The 17,216-nt window shown below is 71.7% G+C and carries 17 protein-coding genes and 1 pseudogene; 15 read left to right on the top strand and 3 right to left on the bottom strand.

Annotated elements, in window-relative coordinates; genetic code table 11:
* Positions 1-72 precede the first annotated feature (72 nt).
* From OHA98_RS31500 to OHA98_RS31480, 5 genes are all read left to right on the top strand, one after another.
* Entirely contained in the window at positions 73-1,380 is a 1,308-nt protein-coding gene (locus tag OHA98_RS31500; protein ID WP_266930550.1) for a 26S protease regulatory subunit, read from the top strand.
* Entirely contained in the window at positions 1,377-2,441 is a 1,065-nt protein-coding gene (locus OHA98_RS31495; protein WP_266930548.1) for a lipopolysaccharide assembly protein LapB, read from the top strand. The genes OHA98_RS31500 and OHA98_RS31495 overlap by 4 nt, the downstream gene beginning before the upstream one ends.
* A gap of 61 nt (positions 2,442-2,502) precedes the next feature.
* Positions 2,503-2,862 carry a histidine triad nucleotide-binding protein gene (locus OHA98_RS31490; RefSeq protein ID WP_266930547.1) on the top strand — a complete coding sequence of 120 codons (360 nt, stop codon included), beginning with the start codon at positions 2,503-2,505 and terminating at the stop codon, positions 2,860-2,862.
* A gap of 14 nt (positions 2,863-2,876) precedes the next feature.
* Entirely contained in the window at positions 2,877-3,785 is a 909-nt protein-coding gene (locus OHA98_RS31485; RefSeq protein ID WP_266930546.1) for a ribonuclease Z, read from the top strand.
* Between the two features lie 125 nt (positions 3,786-3,910).
* A complete protein-coding gene (locus OHA98_RS31480) occupies positions 3,911-4,903 on the top strand; it encodes an adenosine deaminase (RefSeq protein ID WP_266930545.1) in 993 nt (330 codons plus the stop codon).
* Here OHA98_RS31480 and OHA98_RS31475 read toward each other — a convergent pair.
* Positions 4,867-6,225 carry an MFS transporter gene (locus tag OHA98_RS31475; protein WP_266930543.1) on the bottom strand — a complete coding sequence of 453 codons (1,359 nt, stop codon included), beginning with the start codon at positions 6,223-6,225 and terminating at the stop codon, positions 4,867-4,869. The genes OHA98_RS31480 and OHA98_RS31475 overlap by 37 nt on opposite strands.
* A gap of 409 nt (positions 6,226-6,634) precedes the next feature.
* On the opposite strand from OHA98_RS31475, the gene OHA98_RS31470 reads away from it, so the two are divergent.
* The 10 genes and pseudogenes from OHA98_RS31470 to era all read left to right on the top strand — a co-directional run bounded on the left by OHA98_RS31470 (position 6,635) and on the right by era (position 15,633).
* Positions 6,635-7,738 (top strand): carbohydrate kinase family protein, encoded by a 1,104-nt coding sequence (locus tag OHA98_RS31470; protein WP_266930541.1) that lies wholly within the window; start codon positions 6,635-6,637, stop codon positions 7,736-7,738.
* Between the two features lie 132 nt (positions 7,739-7,870).
* Positions 7,871-8,887 (top strand): PhoH family protein, encoded by a 1,017-nt coding sequence (locus OHA98_RS31465; RefSeq protein WP_266930540.1) that lies wholly within the window; start codon positions 7,871-7,873, stop codon positions 8,885-8,887.
* A 12-nt stretch (positions 8,888-8,899) separates the two neighbouring features.
* Positions 8,900-9,397 carry an rRNA maturation RNase YbeY gene (gene ybeY / locus OHA98_RS31460; RefSeq protein WP_266930539.1) on the top strand — a complete coding sequence of 166 codons (498 nt, stop codon included), beginning with the start codon at positions 8,900-8,902 and terminating at the stop codon, positions 9,395-9,397.
* Positions 9,394-10,677 carry a hemolysin family protein gene (locus tag OHA98_RS31455; protein WP_266930537.1) on the top strand — a complete coding sequence of 428 codons (1,284 nt, stop codon included), beginning with the start codon at positions 9,394-9,396 and terminating at the stop codon, positions 10,675-10,677. The genes ybeY and OHA98_RS31455 overlap by 4 nt, the downstream gene beginning before the upstream one ends.
* Complete coding sequence (locus tag OHA98_RS31450) at positions 10,674-11,027, top strand: MmcQ/YjbR family DNA-binding protein (RefSeq protein WP_266930536.1); 354 nt, start codon at positions 10,674-10,676, stop codon at positions 11,025-11,027. Before OHA98_RS31455 ends, OHA98_RS31450 begins: the two co-directional genes overlap by 4 nt.
* A 137-nt stretch (positions 11,028-11,164) precedes the next feature.
* A pseudogene (locus OHA98_RS31445) lies at positions 11,165-11,794 on the top strand (XRE family transcriptional regulator); the annotation flags it as partial.
* Positions 11,795-11,843: 49 nt separating this feature from the next.
* A complete protein-coding gene (locus OHA98_RS31440; protein WP_266930535.1) occupies positions 11,844-12,197 on the top strand; it encodes a cytidine deaminase in 354 nt (117 codons plus the stop codon).
* Positions 12,198-12,441: 244 nt separating this feature from the next.
* Positions 12,442-13,506 carry a beta-xylosidase gene (locus tag OHA98_RS31435; RefSeq protein WP_266930534.1) on the top strand — a complete coding sequence of 355 codons (1,065 nt, stop codon included), beginning with the start codon at positions 12,442-12,444 and terminating at the stop codon, positions 13,504-13,506.
* 104 nt (positions 13,507-13,610) lie between these two features.
* On the top strand, positions 13,611-14,597 hold the full coding sequence (locus tag OHA98_RS31430; RefSeq protein WP_266930533.1) for a DUF916 domain-containing protein: 987 nt from the start codon (positions 13,611-13,613) through the stop codon (positions 14,595-14,597).
* A 61-nt stretch (positions 14,598-14,658) separates the two neighbouring features.
* Complete coding sequence (era, locus tag OHA98_RS31425; RefSeq protein ID WP_266930531.1) at positions 14,659-15,633, top strand: GTPase Era; 975 nt, start codon at positions 14,659-14,661, stop codon at positions 15,631-15,633.
* 146 nt (positions 15,634-15,779) lie between these two features.
* Here era and OHA98_RS31420 read toward each other — a convergent pair whose 3' ends face one another.
* On the bottom strand, positions 15,780-16,046 hold the full coding sequence (locus OHA98_RS31420; RefSeq protein WP_266930999.1) for a protealysin inhibitor emfourin: 267 nt from the start codon (positions 16,044-16,046) through the stop codon (positions 15,780-15,782).
* Positions 16,047-16,087: 41 nt separating this feature from the next.
* Positions 16,088-17,164 carry a M4 family metallopeptidase gene (locus tag OHA98_RS31415; RefSeq protein ID WP_266930529.1) on the bottom strand — a complete coding sequence of 359 codons (1,077 nt, stop codon included), beginning with the start codon at positions 17,162-17,164 and terminating at the stop codon, positions 16,088-16,090.
* Positions 17,165-17,216 lie beyond the last annotated feature (52 nt).

The following is a 17,216-nucleotide window of genomic DNA, read 5'->3' as shown; positions in this document are numbered from 1 at the left end:
CCGGGGGCTTCGGGGACCGTCCCGGAAGCGACCGGGCGACGGACTGTCAGACCCGTTACGTAGGGTGAGGTCATGTCCAACGAGTCGCCTCTGATCATGAGCCTGCGCACCGCGGTCGACGCGGCGCCCGGCGACGTACCTCTGCGGCTGCATCTGGCCGAACTGCTGCTGGGCGAAGGGCAGTCCGAGGCCGCGGTCGCCCAGGCCGCCGTGGCGCTCCAGCACGCGCCGGGGGACGGGGCGGCGCGCGGACTGATGATGCGGGCGATGGGAATGCCGCCGCGGCCAGAGGCCGCGTCGCCTTCCCCCGTACCCGCACCCGCGGTAGAGGCACCCGCTCCTTCCCTCACGCCCGCCCCGTCCGTGGCACCCGCCCCCGGGTTCGACTGGAAGGCCGCGGAGAACGAGATCAAGGACGCCGTCCCGCCGCGCTTCGTGACCTCGCCGTCCCCGGAGGCACCGCTCGCCGTGGACGGCGGCGGGGACCCCTGCGACGCCGCCGCCTGGGAAGCGGAGGCACCCACCCTGCGGCTCGCCGACGTCGGCGGGATGTACGAGGTCAAGGACCGCCTCGAAGCCGCCTTCCTCGCCCCGATGCGCAACCCCGAACTGCGCAAGCTGTACGGCAAGAGCCTGCGCGGCGGACTCCTGCTGTACGGACCGCCCGGCTGCGGCAAGACGTTCATCGCCCGTGCCGTCGCGGGCGAGCTCGGTGCCCGGTTCATCTCCGTCTCGGTCAATGACGTCCTCGACATGTGGATCGGCAACTCCGAACGCAACATGCACGAGATCTTCGAGACCGCCCGCCGTCAGGCGCCCTGCGTGGTGTTCCTGGACGAGCTGGACGCGCTGGGCGCCAAACGCAGCCGTACGGCGAGCAGCGGCATGCGCAACACCGTCAACCAGCTCCTGACCGAACTCGACGGCGTCGACGGCGCGAACGAGGGCGTGTTCGTGCTCGCCGCCACCAACGTCCCCTGGGACGTGGACATCGCGCTGCGCCGACCCGGCCGGCTGGACCGCACCCTGCTCGTCCTGCCGCCCGACGCCGCCGCACGCGAGGCGATCCTCCGCTACCACCTGCGCGAGCGGCCCATCGAATCGGTCGACCTCAAGAAGCTCGTCAGGGCCACCGAGGACTTCTCCGGCGCCGACCTCGCCCATCTCTGCGAGTCCGCGTCCGAGACCGCCCTGCTCGACTCGGCCCGCACCGGCACGGTCCGGCTGATCAACATGAAGGATCTGCTGGCCGCCGCGAAGGCCGTACGGCCCTCCACCGAACCGTGGTTCGCGACCGCCCGCAACGTCGCCATGTTCGCCAACGACGGCGGCAGTTACGACGACCTGCTGGCCTACCTGAAGAAGAAGCGCCGACTGTGACCACTACGCACCCGCTCACCGAACAGGCCCACGCCCTCCACTCCCTGGGCCGTTACGACGAGGCCAAGGCACTGCTGGCACGCCGGCTGGCGGAGGACCCCCAGGACGGCAGGGCCTGGGTCCAGCTCGCCCGCTGCCATCTGAGCCTGCGGGAGTACGGGGAGGTCATCACCACGACCGGCGAGGCACTGCGGGCCGACCCCGAGGACTGGGACGCGCTGATCGTGCGGACCTACGGGCTGCGCCGTTCGAGCCGCCGCGACGAGGCGCTGGCCGCCGCCCAGCAGGCCGTCCGGCTCGCCCCCGAGTCGTCGGCGGCGCATGTCGCGCTGTCCGAGGCGATCATGGCCTGGCAGGAGCGCTGGCCCGAGGCGTTCGCGACGGCCGAGCACGCGGTCCGGCTCAACCCCGAGTACACCGGGGCGTACTACGGACTCTGGAAGGCGTCGCTGACGGTGGGCCGGGCCGACGCCCGTGAGTTCGCGGTCCGGCAGACCCTGCGGCTGGACCCGGAGGACGCCTGGGCGCTGGAGGAGTTCGCGAGCATGCAGAACGCCGCGAAGGACGTCCGGCTCCCGGCGAAGGCATCGGCGTACGCGGACGCGCTCGCCGCGGACCCGGCCTCCACGTCGCTGCGCGCCAGGCTGGACCACACCGTGTTCCGGATGCTGCGCGGCACCCGCTGGCTGGCGGTGCTCAGCCTCTGCGTCGCGGGCGTGTCGCTCGATCTCTTCCCCACCGAGGGCGAGGCCCCCAGGGAACTGCCCCTGTCCCTCGGCACCCGGCTCTACGCACTCCTGATGATGGCCGTGGCCTGGGGCCTCGGCGCCCTGCTCCGCTACCGCAAGCTGCGCTCCGGTATCCGGCTCAGCCTCCGGTCCCTCCTCAGCCGGATGTTCTGGGCGAGGCTGGTGCTCGCGCAGGCGGTGTGGGGGACGCTGCTGGCGGTCGTGATGGTCCTCGTCCCGTGGAGCGGACGCGGCGTCCCCCAGGCGCTGTTCTGGACGGGCCTCATACCGGTCCTGCTGACGATCTGGTTCGACCGGCCGCGGACCCGTTGAGCGGACCGGGGCCGGATAGCATGCGCGTGTACTGATCACCGACGAGCGAGGAGGCCCGGCCATGGCGGGAGAGCCGCAGACCGACTGCCTGTTCTGCAAGATCGTCTCGGGAGACATCCCGGCGACCATCGTCCGCGAGAGCGACACGACCGTCGCCTTCCGCGACATCAACCCGCAGGCCCCGACGCATATCCTGGTCATCCCCAAGGTGCACTACCCGGACGCCGCCTCGCTCGCCGCCGCCGAACCGGAGATCGCCGCGGACGTGCTGCGCGAGGCCGGAGCGGTCGCCGCCGACGAGAAGATCGACGGCACCGGCTACCGCCTGGTCCTCAACACCGGCTCCGGCGCCGGTCAGACCGTCTTCCACGCGCACGCCCACGTACTGGGAGGCCGCGGCCTCCAGTGGCCCCCCGGATAACGGATACACCCGCCATGTCCGCACGAGAACTGGTGGTGCTCGGCACCGCCAGCCAGGTCCCCACCCGGCACCGCAACCACAACGGCTATCTGCTGCGCTGGGACGGTGAGGGCATCCTCTTCGATCCCGGCGAGGGGACCCAGCGCCAGATGCTCCGGGCCGGTGTCGCCGCGCACGACATCAACCGCATCTGCGTCACGCACTTCCACGGCGACCACTCGCTGGGCCTGGCCGGAGTGATCCAGCGGATCAACCTCGACCAGGTCCCGCACCCCGTCACCGCGCACTACCCGGCGAGCGGGCAGCACTTCTTCGAGCGGCTGCGGTACGCGACCGCCTACCGCGAGTCCGTCCGGCTGACCGAGGCCCCGGTCGCCACCGACGGGGTGCTGGCCACCACCGACTCGTACACCCTCGACAGCCACCGGCTCTCGCACCCCGTCGAGTCCTACGGCTACCGGCTGACCGAACCCGACACCCGGCGCATGCTGCCCGACAGGCTCGCCGAGCACGGCATCCGTGGCCCGGACGTCGGCCGGATCCAGCGCGAGGGGGCACTCGGCGCGGTCACCCTCGGCCAGGTCTCCGAGCACAGGCGCGGACAGCGGTTCGCGTTCATCATGGACACCAGGCTCTGCGACGGCGTGTACACGCTCGCCGAGGGCTGCGACATGCTGGTCATCGAGTCGACCTTCCTCGACGAGGACGAACGGCTCGCCACCGACCACGGCCACCTGACCGCCGGACAGGCGGCCCGGGTCGCGAAGGAAGCGGGCGTACGGCACCTGGTGCTGACCCACTTCTCGCAGCGGTACAACGACCCCGGGCTCTTCGAGACCCAGGCCCGCGCCGCCGGGTTCGAGGGCGAACTGACCGTCGCCCGGGACCTGATCCGGGTCCCGGTGCCCACCCGGCACCTCTGATCTGAACCACGGCCCGGCACCTCTGAACCCAGCCCGGCACCCCCGGAACCCGGCCCGGAACCGGTAGAGGGAACCCGGCCCGGCACCCGGAACACATCAGCACCACCATTTGTGAGCGAGACGACGTGCACCTCCCCAAGGCAGAACTCCACCTCCACATCGAAGGCACCCTCGAACCCGAGCTGGCCTTCGCGCTCGCCGAACGCAACGGGGTGCGGCTGCCGTACGCCACCACGGAAGAGCTGCGCACCGCCTACCTCTTCGACGACCTCCAGACCTTCCTCGACCTCTACTACGCGCTGATGGCGGTACTGCGGACCGAGGACGACTTCACCGAGCTCGCCGACGCCTACCTCACCCGTGCCGCCGCCCAGGGCGTACGGCACGCGGAGATCTTCTTCGACCCGCAGGCGCACACCGCGCGCGGTGTCCCGATCGGCACCGTGATCGAGGGCCTCGGCCGGGCGCTGGAGCGCAGCGAGGAGACCCACGGCATCTCCACCCAGCTGATCCTGTGCTTCCTGCGCGATCTGTCCGCCGCGTCGGCACTGGAGACCCTGGAGGCCGCGAAGCCGTATCTGCACCGGATCAGCGCCGTCGGCCTGGACTCGGCGGAGGCCGGCCACCCGCCCGCCAAGTTCCGCGAGGTCTACGAGGCCGCCGGAGCCCTCGGGCTGCGCAAGGTCGCCCACGCGGGGGAGGAGGGCCCGCCGGAGTACATCCGGGAGGCCCTGGACGTCCTCGGCGTCGAGCGCGTCGACCACGGTCTGCGCTGCATGGAGGACCCGGAGCTGGTGCGGCGGCTGGCCGCGGACCGGGTGCCGCTCACGCTCTGCCCGCTGTCCAACGTGCGGCTGCGCGCGATCGACCTCCTGGAGGAGCACCCCCTGCGGGCCATGATGGACGCCGGGCTGCTCTGCACGGTGAACTCCGACGACCCCGCCTACTTCGGCGGGTACGTCGGAGACACCTTCCACGCGGTCCACGAGGCGCTCGCCCTGGACAACGAGCACCTGCGCACGCTGGCCCGCAACTCCTTCGAGGCGGCCTTCCTCGACCACGACGAGGAGCGCAGGGCGCGTTACCTCTCCGAGGTCGAGGCGTACGCGTTCGACTGACCCGACCCGCCCGCCGGACCGGCCGCGCGGAACGCGTTCCGGCCCAGGCGCCTGCGGCGCAGGGCGGGCACCGCGATCTCCGTGACGGCCTGTTCCGGTGAGCCGAGCTTGGGCACGGCGCCGGGCAGGCCACCGGTGGTCGCGGCGAGCAGGGCCGCCGGGGCACCGCCGCGCCGCCGGACCGAACCGGGCACCAGCGGACGCCCACCGGTGTGCAGCGCGACGGCCGTGACCGGGGCGGCCACCAGGAGCGTGGCCGCCCCCAGGATCAGGCCCATCACCGCGTACCCGGCCTGTTCGGAGAGCAGGCTGCCCAGGAGCGGGCCGCAGGCCACCCCGACCGACGAGGCGGAGCCCGCGAGGACCGCCCAGCGCCCGCGTACGTCCAGGGACGCGGCGAGGCCGATCAGATACGACAGGACCACCGGGTAGAAGGTGTTCCACAGGATCTCTCCGGCCGCGAACGAACCGAGGTCCCGCGCCGAGGAGCTGAGCACGATGCTCATCGCGATGATCATCGTGCCGAGACCGATCGGCACCGCGCGGCCGAGCCGGGCCCCCAGCACGCCGGCCCCCATCACCCCGAGCAGTCCGGCACCGAGCGCGGCGGCGAACACGGCGCCGACGGTGACCTCGGACAGTCCCACCTGCGCGACACCGATCCGGCTGCTCACTCCCCACAGGGCGTTCTGCGCCATGGACCAGATGAGCATGCCGCCCGCCAGCACCAGTCCGGAGCGCCGGTGCGGCAGCCGTCCGGAGGCCTGCGCCGGGCTCTGCTCGGCCGTGTCACCGCCGAGCCGGGCGGTGGCGGGCCAGACGAGCAGGGCGACCAGCGCGATCGAGGCGAACGGCAGCCGGTGACCGCCGCCCAGGTGCGGGATCGTCAGATAGAGCGCGCCCGCGGTGGCGGAGACGGTGAGCAGCCCGAGCGACGAGGTCCGGTGCGGGTCGCGCTGGGCGGCGATCCCGGCCGCGGCGACCGCGGTCGCCGTACCGGAGCCGAGCCCGCCGACCATCGAGCCCAGGACCACCAGCGGGACGGACCCGGCCAGCGCGGCGCAGCCGTATCCCGCCATCGCCAGGACCAGTCCGATACGCGCCGGTCTCCGCGCCCCCCACCGCTCGACGCGGCCCGCCAGGGTGAAACCGGCGGAGGCCGAACTCAGCAGCAGGGCACTGCCGACCATGCCTGCCTGGGCGGCACTCAGGCCCAGGTAGACGCTGAGCCGGCCGACGATGGTGGGGAGCAGATAGGCGGCGAGGTAACCGGCGGTGAACACGGCGACCAGGGGCCACGCGGCGCGAGGGCGCGAGGACATGGGCGTTCCTGAAGACATGCCTGAGAAGGCAGGGAGGCGATACGGGGAGGGTGAAGACAGAGGTGGAGCGCGACGGCGGAGCCGAGGGGTGAAGACAGAGGTGGAGCAGGGGAGGGCAACGCGGGGAAATGAGGGGAGATGGGGCACTCGTCGGTAATCAGGCGCCAACGGTGCTCGCGGGCCAATTTGTATCAAGTGCTCCCAGTCGACCGAAAGCCACTTCGATGTGATCTGGGTCACATGTGCGTTTATGCATTTCCGGGCCGGGTAACAGCGCATGTTTATGCAGGTCAGGGTTGCCGTGAGCAGTGCGGCGCGGACGCTCCGCTCACAGGAGCGAATCGGGCACACTGGCCGGATCGCACAGGTAATCGCAGCGACCAGATCCGCCACGGCCGGGGAGCGCACGGTGAGCACAGATATTCCAGGCATCGACCCGCTGCTGGCGCTGCGCGCCCCGCAGGATCCCGCCTGCGACGTCTTCCTGACCGGCACGGTCTTCCTCGACATCATCTTCACCGGACTGGACAGCGCCCCGGTGCGCGGCACCGAGTCCTGGGCGCGCGGCATGGGCTCCAGCCCCGGTGGCGTGGCCAACATGGCCACCGCTCTCGCCCGGCTGGGGCTGCGCACGTCACTGGCCGCGGCCTTCGGCGACGACCACTACGGGGAGTACTGCTGGGACGCCCTCGAACAGGGCGAGGGCATCGACCTGTCGATGTCGCACACCGTCCCGGGCTGGCACTCGCCGGTCACCGTCTCCATGGCCTACGAGGGCGAGCGGACGATGGTCTCGCACGGCCACGAGGCCCCGGCCCCCGCCACGGCCACCGTGCCCGGCCGGACGTTCCCGCACTGCCCGCCGCGCGCCAGAGCCGCCGTCGCCTCACTCACCCCGGGCCGCAGCGAACCCTGGGTGGCCGCCGCCGCCCGGCACGGTGCCCGGATCTTCGCCGACGTCGGCTGGGACGAGACCGGCCGCTGGGACCTGGACGGCCTGCCCGACCTGGAGCACTGCGAGGCCTTCCTGCCCAACGCCGAGGAGGCGATGCGCTACACCCGCACCGACTGCCCGCGCGCCGCCGCCCGCGCCCTCGCCGAACGCGTACCCCTGGCCGTGGTCACCCTGGGCGCGGAGGGCGCCTACGCCATCGACGCGCGGACCGGCACCGCCGCCGAGGTGCCCGCCATCGCCGTGGCCGCGCTCGACCCGACCGGCGCCGGTGACGTCTTCGTCGCCGGATTCGTCACCGGGACCCTCGCCGACTGGCCGCTGGCCGACCGGCTGGCCTTCGCCGGGCTGACCGCGGCCCTCTCGGTCCAGGAGTTCGGCGGCTCACTGTCCGCGCCGGGCTGGGCGGAGGTCGCCGCGTGGTGGCAGCGGGTGCGCACCTGCGCCGGCCAGGACCCGGTCGCGCTGGAGCGGTACGCCTTCCTTGAGGAACTGCTGCCCGCGGCCGCCCGCGCCTGGCCGCTGCGCCGGGCGGTTCCGACGATCGGCTTCCGCCAGTGAACAGGCCGTCCTGTCACGCCCGGTAAAACCTCTCGGTGTTGTCGGTGGTGAGTCGTAGGCTTGGTAATCCAGAGGTTGTCGAGCAGCGAGAACCCTGCAACGGGAGGTATGCGCAGGCCCGAGGGCCGGCCCATGACTCAGACACCCACACAGCCGCAGGCGCGTGCCCAGATCAGGATTCCGGCCGCACACCCCATGGTGATGCTCCTGGGATCGGGCGACTCGCTGCTGCGCGTGATCGAAACGGCGTTCCCGGCGGCCGACATCCATGTCCGGGGCAATGAGATCAGTGCCACGGGCGAGGCGGCTGATGTCGCCCTGATCCAGCGCTTGTTCGACGAGATGATGCTGGTGCTCCGCACCGGGCAGCCGATGACGGAGGACGCAGTGGAACGGTCGATCGCCATGCTCCGGGCGAGCGGCAACGGACAGGGAGACCCCCAGGGCGAGACACCCGCCGAGGTGCTCACCCAGAACATCCTCTCCAGCCGCGGCCGCACCATCCGCCCCAAGACCCTCAACCAGAAGCGGTACGTCGACGCGATCGACAAGCACACGATCGTCTTCGGCATCGGTCCCGCCGGTACGGGCAAGACCTACCTAGCCATGGCGAAGGCGGTCCAGGCGCTCCAGTCCAAGCAGGTCAGCCGGATCATCCTGACCCGGCCCGCCGTCGAGGCGGGGGAGAGGCTCGGCTTCCTGCCCGGCACGCTCTTCGACAAGATCGACCCGTATCTGCGCCCGCTCTACGACGCCCTGCACGACATGCTCGACCCCGACTCGATCCCGCGGCTGATGGCGGCGGGCACGATCGAGGTGGCGCCGCTGGCCTATATGAGGGGTAGAACTCTTAATGACGCCTTCATCATTCTCGACGAGGCGCAGAACACCAGCGCCGAACAGATGAAGATGTTCCTCACGCGGCTCGGCTTCGACTCGAAGATCGTCGTCACGGGTGACGTCACCCAGGTCGACCTGCCGAGCGGCACGAAGAGCGGTCTGCGGCAGGTCCAGGACATTCTGGAGGACATCCCGGACGTGCACTTCTCCCGGCTCACCTCCCAGGATGTCGTCCGGCACAAGCTGGTCGGCCGTATCGTCGACGCGTACGAGAAGTACGACAGCCGAGACAGCCACAACGGGAAGTAGTCGCAGCGCACCATGTCGATCGATGTCAACAACGAGTCCGGAACCGAGGTCGACGAGCAGGCGATCCTCGACATCGCCCGCTACGCACTCGCCCGGATGCGGATCCACCCGCTGTCCGAGCTCTCGGTGATCGTGGTGGACACCGATGCCATGGAGCAGCTCCACATCCAGTGGATGGACCTCCCCGGTCCGACGGATGTCATGTCCTTCCCGATGGACGAACTGCGTCCGCCGGCCAAGGACGACGCGGAGCCCCCGCAGGGGCTCCTCGGTGACATCGTGCTCTGCCCGGAGGTCGCGAAGAGGCAGGGCGAAGAGGCGGAGACACAGCACTCCATGGACGAGGAGCTCCAGCTCCTCACCGTCCATGGAGTGCTGCATCTGCTGGGCTACGACCACGAGGAGCCGGACGAGAAGGCCGAGATGTTCGGCCTTCAGGCGGCCATCGTCGACGGCTGGCGCGGCGAGCGCGGGCTCACCGGCGCGTCGCCCGCCCCCACCGTCTCGTGAGCGTCCCACTCATCACCGGCGCCGTACTGCTGGTCGTCGTCGGCTGGCTGGCGGCCTGCGCGGAGGCGGGCATCGCCCGCACATCCAGCTTCCGGGCGGCGGAGGCGGTCCGGGCGGGGCGGCGCGGCAGCGCCAAGCTGGCCCAGGTCGCGGCCGACCCGACCCGCTATCTCAATGTCGCCCTGCTGGTACGGGTGGCCTGCGAGATGTCCGCCGGGGTGCTCGTCACCTACGCCTGTCTGAAGGAATTCCCGGAGACCTGGGAGGCCCTGGCCGTCGCCATGGGGGTGATGGTCCTGGTCAGCTATGTCGCCATCGGGGTCTCCCCGCGCACCATCGGCCGTCAGCACCCGCTGAACACGGCGACGGCGGCGGCGTACGTCCTGCTGCCGCTGGCCAGGGTGATGGGCCCGATTCCCCAGCTGCTGATCCTCCTCGGCAACGCGCTGACGCCGGGCAAGGGTTTCCGCAAGGGCCCGTTCGCCAGTGAGGCCGAACTGCGGGCGATGGTCGACCTCGCGGAGGCGGAGTCGCTGATCGAGGACGACGAGCGCCGCATGGTGCACTCGGTCTTCGAGCTGGGCGACACACTCGTACGCGAGGTCATGGTGCCGCGCACCGACCTGGTCTGCATCGAGCGCTACAAGACGATCCGTCAGGCCCTGACGCTCGCCCTGCGCTCCGGTTTCTCGCGCATCCCGGTCACCGGGGAGAACGAGGACGACATCGTCGGCATCGTCTACCTCAAGGACCTGGTCCGCAAGACACACATCAACCGGGAGTCGGAGGCCGACCAGGTCTCCACGGCGATGCGGCCCGCGGCGTTCGTGCCGGACACGAAGAACGCCGGGGACCTGCTGCGGGAGATGCAGCAGGAGCGCAGCCATGTCGCGGTCGTCATCGACGAGTACGGCGGCACGGCGGGCATCGTCACGATCGAGGACATCCTGGAGGAGATCGTCGGTGAGATCACCGACGAGTACGACCGCGAACTCCCGCCGGTCCAGGAGCTGGAGAACGGCTGCTACCGGGTCACCGCGCGCCTGGACATCGGCGACCTCGGCGAGCTGTTCGGGATCGACGAGTACGACGACGAGGACGTGGAGACGGTCGGCGGCCTCCTCGCCAAGGCGCTCGGCCGGGTCCCGATCGCCGGAGCCTCGGCGCCGGTCGACCTGCCCGACGGCCGGAAGCTCCGGCTGACCGCGGAGTCCCCGGCGGGCCGCCGGAACAAGATCGTCACGGTGCTGGTGGAGCCCGAAGGGATGCGAGCGGAATGACACCGGAGCGGCTGAGGGCGTTCTGCCTGGAGTTCAACGCGAGCGCGGAGGAGTTCCCGTTCGGCCCGGAGACCTCGGTCTTCAAGGTGCTCGGCAAGATGTTCGCACTGAGCACGCTGGACGCCCGGCCGCTGACGGTCAACCTGAAGTGCGACCCGGACGAGGCGGTACGGCTGCGCGAGGAGCACGCCGCGATCGTGCCCGGCTGGCACATGAACAAGCGCCACTGGAACACGGTGACGGTCTCCGGTGTGCCGGACCGGATGCTGCGCGAGCTGATCGAGGACTCGTACGACCTGGTCGTGGCGGGCCTGCCGAGAGCGGAACGGCTGCGGCTGGACCGGCCGTAGACCGGGCGGACGGGGGGCGGGACACGCCGCGCGGTGGACGGGCCCGGCCCGTGGTGCGAAAGAGCCACGGACCGGGCCCGTCCGGCGATGAGGCGGCCGGGCGACTTGGCGGCGTGCGCGCCCGTACCGCCCGCGCCCGCCACAGCAGCGCCGAGCGCCGCCATCTCTACGGGCTGGCCGGGCTGAACCCGCCTCCGGCCGAGGTCGATCCCGCCCACGCGGACATGTGCGAGGGGCTGGTCCGGCTGATCGACGCCTGGATGCCCTTCCCGGCCCACATCATGGACCGCTACTGGAACACCGTCCTGTACAACGACGCGGCCGCGGCCGTGCTGGGCATGCGTCCCGGCATCGTGCAGAACTGCCTGATCGCCTTCTTCACCGATCCGGTCTACCGCTCCCGGGCCGCGACCGGCTGGGCCGCGCTCGCCCCGCAGGTCGTGGCGCAGTTCCGGGCGGCCTGCTCGGAGTGCCCGGACGACGAGGGGTTCCGGGCCGTCGTCGACGAGGCGAAGGCGGCGAGCGCCGAGTTCACCGAGCTGTGGGAGCGGCGCGACATCGCCCCGGGCGGCCAGATCCGCAAGGAACTGGTGCACCCGATGGTCGGCGTGCTGGCCGTGGAGTCCACCCAGCCGAGGGTGCCGGCCCGCCCCGACCTGGCGATCGTGCTGCACACCCCGCTGCCGGACACCGGCACGGAGCGCAAGCTCCAGTGGCTGGCCTCGCCGGAGGGCCGGCGCGGCTCGATGTACCCGGTCCCGGGATGAGGACACCCCGTCGCCGGGCCCGGGTCCGCACCCTTCGTATGCTCATGCCATGACTGAGACCACCGACCTCGGCCCCGAGGACCGCAAGATCGTCGCGCTGGCACGCAGCGCCCGCGCCCGCAACGGTGTGCCGGAGGGCGCGGCCGTACGGGACGAGACGGGGCGTACGTATGTCGCGGGCACGGTGGCGCTGGAGTCGCTGAAGCTGAGCGCCCTGCAGACCGCCGTCGCGATGGCCGTGGCCAGCGGCGCCACCTCCCTGGAGGCCGCGGCGGTCGTCTCCGCCGCCGAGACCCCGTCGGACGCGGACCGGGCGGCCGTACGGGACCTGGGCGGGCCGGACACCCCGGTGCTGCTCGCCGGACCCGACGGCACCGTACGGGTCAGGGTGACGGCGGGCTGACCCCGCGGGGGAGCGGTGCGCGGGTGCCGACGCGCGGGGGTGAGCCCACGCGCGAGGACGTGCCCACGCGCGGGATGTGCGCCCGCGCCGCCGGATGCCGGGCAGAGTCACGGGATCATGCCAGCATCTGATGGGCCATCAGTCGGTGCGATTCGTCTCCATTGACTTCTTTTCGGCCGGGCCCGTCAATGGCCCCCTGCCGGCGCGGAAGAGCCGCTGCGCCGTATCCCGCAGGAGGGCACCCGTGTTCGTACGAGCAATCAGGCGAAGATCCCCCGCCCCACGGCGCCGCTGGGCCGCCGCGCTGGGCGTCACCGCACTCGTCGTCGCCGGGACGGGGGCGCTCGGCAGCCCGGCGCTGGCCGCCGCGACGGCCTCCGCGGCGGTGGACTTCCCCACCCACTGCATTCCGCCGCCCATCGCCGGAATCCCGGCCATCGACGGCACGACCACCGCGCGGATCACCGTCGACAACGCGGCGCCGGAGGTGGGCGACACCGTCACGGTGACGTACACCGTGGCCGAGCCCGCCGCGAGCAACCCCGTCGATCTCGCGCTGCCCGCCGACATCATGACGCCGAGCGGGAAGGTCACCGTCGCCGGTGCGCAGTCCGCCGAGGTCAGCGTCGCCGGCCCGAAGAAGAACGACCCCGTTCCCGGCAAGGGAGCGTTTCCGTCGTTCTCGATGACGGGCACGTTCCTGGTCACCGCTCCCGGTGAGATCACGTTGTCGCCCGGCGACTACAACATCCACACCAGCTACATCATGGAGCTGGACACCCCCTGCACGGTGACCGATCCGCCCGCCCCCGTCGCACTGACGATCACCGCCACGGACGGCGGCGGCGGGACTCCCGGCGGCAGCCAGCGGCTCACCGCGTCCGTGCGGGCGGGCACGCTCTCCATGGTCCAGGACGGGGACGCCGTCGAGATGTCGGCGGTCGACTTCGGCCGGGGCGGCGCCTCCCGCGGCTCCCTGCGGACGGTGACGGTCGAGGACTACCGCGGCGGCCCCGCGGGCTGGTCCCTCACCGGCAGGGTCACCGACTTCCGGGGCCCCGGCGGCGCGAGCATCGGCGCCGGCGCGCTGAGCTGGACCCCGGTCTGCGCGACGAAACCGGGCAGCCCGAGCACCTGCGCGGCCGGTTCCGCGGGCACGGTCGGCGGCGCGGGCGCCACGCTGGCGTCCACCCCGGACGGGGCCTCCACCGGAGGCGAGTTCACCGTCGACGCGCGGCTCGCGCTGAACGTACCGGCGTACACCGCCACCGGCGCGTACTCCGGAGTGCTGACGCTCACCCTCACCTGAGGACGGGGCACCGATCCACCGGTGGGCGGTCCGGGAACGCACCCGGCCCGCCCACCACCATCCGCGACCCACCGCAGCCACCACCACCCTGGGGGTTCCGCCCTGTGCGCAAGCTCTCCGTACGCACGCTTCCCGCCCGCGGGCTCACCGTGCTGCTCCTGGCGGTCGCTGTCGCGGTCGCCCTGCCGCCGGCCGCCGTGCCCGGCGCCCACGCCGCCGACAACGGCAGCTGGTCCGTCTACCCGGCCGCCTCCCGTTCCGCCGTGCGGCCGTACTTCTACCTCTCCGCCGACCCCGGCGCCACGCTCACCGACCGGGTCACGGTCGCCAACAAGACCGACCGGCCGCTGACCTTCCGGCTGTACGCGGCCGACGCGTACAACACCGCCCGCGACGGCGGCTTCGCGGTCCGCGCGCAGAACGAGAAGCAGCGCTCCATCGGCGCCTGGACGAAGACCGACCGTGACCGGGTCACCGTGAAGGCGCGCGGCTCGGTCACCCTCCCGGTCACCATCACCGTCCCCGAGGACGCCGAACCCGGCGACCACCCGGGCGCCCTCGTCGCCCTCGACGAACGCGTCGACCCCGCCGGGGACGGCTCCGTCGCCGTCGGCATCCGCCAGGCCGTCGGCGCCCGGATCCATCTGCGGGTCAACGGGCCCACCATGCCCGCGCTCTCCGTCGACGACGTCCGCATCGAGCACAGCCGGCCACTGGTCCCCGGCACCGGGAAGAGCCGCGCCGTCATCTCGTACACCCTGCGCAACCGCGGCAACGTCACCCTCGACCCCCGGGTCGCCCTCAGGGCCGAGGGCCTCTTCGGCCGCACCCTGCTCGCCCGCGACCTGAAGCGGATCCCCTCGGAACTGCTGCCCCGCCAGCAGGTGCGGCTGACGGAGACCTGGGCCGGTGCGCCCCAGCTGGAATGGGGTGAGGTCCGCCTCACCGCCACCGCCCGGGACACGCGGGAGTCCGCGACCGCCTCGTACATCGCGCTTCCCTGGCTGGTCGTGGCGGCTCTGGGCGTGATCGCCGCGGCCGGTACGGGGCTGTGGACACGGGCCCGCCGGAGCCGTGCGCGTACCTCCTGAGGCGTCCGCGACAAGCCCCGCCGCGGACCGCTGTGCGGCGGGGCCGCCGGGATCGGGGAGAATGGTCGCCATGAGCGCTCGACCGAACCCAGAAGCTGCTGCGCAGCACGCGGAGAACAACGCCCCCCACCGGGCCGGCTTCGCCTGCTTCGTGGGCCGCCCCAACGCGGGCAAGTCCACCCTCACGAACGCTCTCGTCGGTCAGAAGGTGGCGATCACCTCCAACCGTCCCCAGACCACGCGGCACACGGTGCGCGGCATCGTGCACCGCGACGACGCGCAGCTGATCCTGGTCGACACCCCCGGCCTCCACAAGCCGCGCACCCTGCTCGGCGAGCGGCTGAACGACGTCGTGCGGACCACCTGGGCGGAGGTCGACGTCATCGGGTTCTGCCTGCCCGCCGACCAGAAGCTCGGCCCCGGCGACAAGTTCATCGTCAAGGAACTCGCGGGCATCAAGAAGACCCCGAAGATCGCGATCATCACCAAGACCGACCTGGTCGACTCCAAGGCGCTCGCCGAGCAGCTGCTCGCCGTCTCCCGCCTCGGTGAGGAGCTCGGCTTCGAGTGGGCGGAGATCGTCCCGGTCTCGGCGGTAAAGGACCAGCAGGTCAGCCTGCTCGCCGACCTGATCGCCCCGCTCCTGCCGGAGAGCCCCCCGCTCTACCCGGAGGGCGACCTCACCGACGAGCCCGAGATGGTCATGGTCGCGGAACTGATCCGGGAGGCCGCGCTGGAGGGCGTACGCGACGAGCTGCCGCACTCCATCGCGGTCGTCGTCGAGGAGATGCTGCCGCGCGAGGACCGTCCGGCGGACAAGCCGCTGCTGGACATCCACGCGAACGTCTATATCGAGCGCCCCAGCCAGAAGGGCATCATCATCGGCCCGAAGGGCAAGCGGCTGAAGGAAGTCGGCACCAAGTCGCGCAAGCACATCGAGGCGCTGCTCGGTACGCCGGTCTTCCTGGACCTGCATGTGAAGGTCGCCAAGGACTGGCAGCGCGACCCCAAGCAGCTGCGCAAGCTGGGGTTCTGACCCCGGCGGGGAAAGGTCCCGTGGGGGGAAGGCCCGGAGGGGAAAGGCCCTGGAGGGGAAAGGCCCCGGCGGGGTCGGAACCCGGCCGGGGAAGGTCCGCCGGGGAAGGCCCCGGCGGGCATGCCGCTGTCAGCGGAGGGCCGATCTCACGCACCCTCCTTGAGGATGCGTGAGATCAGCGTGCGCTGCGCCCCGGTCAGATCGGGGTCAGCGCAGTACACGGTCCGGTCACCGATCGTGATGCGGTACCGGAATCCGTCCGGCACTCCGGCCGGCGGGCTGTCCCGGCCGCCCGCGAGTGCCGCCTCGGCCAGGGCCTCCCACTCGGCCGCGTCCGGCCGCCCCGTGGTCTCGACCTCACGGTGCCGTGCGATGCCGGCGAATCCACCGGTCCGGCTCACCTGGATGCGCATCGGGTCCATGGGTCCTGTCTAGCCGGGGCGGGGGGAGGGACTCAAGCGGTCGGCACGCCGACTTCCGACCAGGCCTTGAGAACCGCCTCGTGCTCGTCGCCCTCCCCGAAGCGTTCGGTCGTCGCCGCCACGGTCAGCCGGGCGAATTCCGCGAAGTCCGCGCCGGCCGACAGCTCACCGCCGGTCAGCACGTCGAACCAGATCTGGCCGGCCCGCTCCCAGGCGTTGCCGCCGAGCGCGGTGGCCAGCAGGTAGAAGGCACGGTTGGGGATACCGGAGTTGAGGTGCACCCCGCCGTTGTCCTCGTCCGTCTCGATGTAGTCGTCCATCGAGGCGGGCTGCGGGTCCTTGCCGAGCACATCGTCGTCGTACGCCGTGCCCGGGGCCTTCATCGAGCGCAGTGCCACCCCGCTGACCCGGGGCGCGAGCAGCCCGGCGCCGATCAGCCAGTCGCCCTGCTCGGCGGTCTGGCCCAGGGAGTACTGCTTGACCAGCGAGCCGAACACGTCGGAGACCGACTCGTTGAGCGCGCCGGCCTGGCCCTCGTACGTCAGATTGGCCGTGTACTGCGTCAGACCGTGCGCCAGCTCATGGGCGATCACGTCGATGGCGACGGTGAAGTCCAGGAAGATCTCGCCGTCGCCGTCCCCGAAGACCATCTGCTCGCCGTCGAAGAACGCGTTGTTGTACTTCTCGTCGTAGTGCACGGAGCCGATCAGCGGCAGTCCCTTGCCGTCGATCGAGCTGCGCCCGTACGCGGTGAGCAGCAGCTCGAACGTGGCACCCAGACCGGCGTACGCGCGGTTGACGCTGGCGTCCCGAGTGGGCTCCCCGCCCTCGGCGCGGACCCGGCGGCCCGGCAGGTTCGTGCCGTGGCGGCAGTCGTACACGGTGCGGTCGGGCTTGGTGGGCACGGCTCCCGCGGTGGGCGGGGAGACGGGGGCGGCGGCCAGCGCGGCCATCCGGCGCCGGGTGCGCCGGGATCCGTCGGCCTCCAGGGTGCGGCGGGCCGGATCGGCGAGAAGCGGGTCATCGGACTGCGACAGCTTGTCGAGGAGGTGGGGCGGCACGATGGTGCAGAAGACGGGGCGGAACCCGTCGTCGGTTCGGGGCTGCATGGACAACCACTGTGGCACTTCGTGATCGCCCTGTCACTGGTTGCGACGGTGA

Source organism: Streptomyces sp. NBC_00654 (assembly GCF_026341775.1).
Lineage (GTDB): Bacteria > Actinomycetota > Actinomycetes > Streptomycetales > Streptomycetaceae > Streptomyces.
Note: the sequence above shows the minus strand (reverse complement) of the source record. Positions and strands in the feature narration are given on the sequence as shown.

Bases quoted from the DNA above. Each gene is read 5' to 3' on its own strand.
- OHA98_RS31500 (WP_266930550.1), top strand. From the start codon at position 73: ATGTCCAACGAGTCGCCTCTGATCATGAGCCTGCGCACCGCGGTCGAC.
- OHA98_RS31415 (WP_266930529.1), bottom strand. From the start codon at position 17,164: ATGCAGCCCCGAACCGACGACGGGTTCCGCCCCGTCTTCTGCACCATC.
- OHA98_RS31485 (WP_266930546.1), top strand. From the start codon at position 2,877: ATGTCCGCACGAGAACTGGTGGTGCTCGGCACCGCCAGCCAGGTCCCC.
- OHA98_RS31475 (WP_266930543.1), bottom strand. From the start codon at position 6,225: ATGTCCTCGCGCCCTCGCGCCGCGTGGCCCCTGGTCGCCGTGTTCACC.
- era (WP_266930531.1), top strand. From the start codon at position 14,659: ATGGTCGCCATGAGCGCTCGACCGAACCCAGAAGCTGCTGCGCAGCAC.
- OHA98_RS31465 (WP_266930540.1), top strand. From the start codon at position 7,871: ATGACTCAGACACCCACACAGCCGCAGGCGCGTGCCCAGATCAGGATT.
- OHA98_RS31450 (WP_266930536.1), top strand. From the start codon at position 10,674: ATGACACCGGAGCGGCTGAGGGCGTTCTGCCTGGAGTTCAACGCGAGC.
- OHA98_RS31490 (WP_266930547.1), top strand. From the start codon at position 2,503: ATGGCGGGAGAGCCGCAGACCGACTGCCTGTTCTGCAAGATCGTCTCG.
- ybeY (WP_266930539.1), top strand. From the start codon at position 8,900: ATGTCGATCGATGTCAACAACGAGTCCGGAACCGAGGTCGACGAGCAG.
- OHA98_RS31440 (WP_266930535.1), top strand. From the start codon at position 11,844: ATGACTGAGACCACCGACCTCGGCCCCGAGGACCGCAAGATCGTCGCG.
- OHA98_RS31420 (WP_266930999.1), bottom strand. From the start codon at position 16,046: ATGCGCATCCAGGTGAGCCGGACCGGTGGATTCGCCGGCATCGCACGG.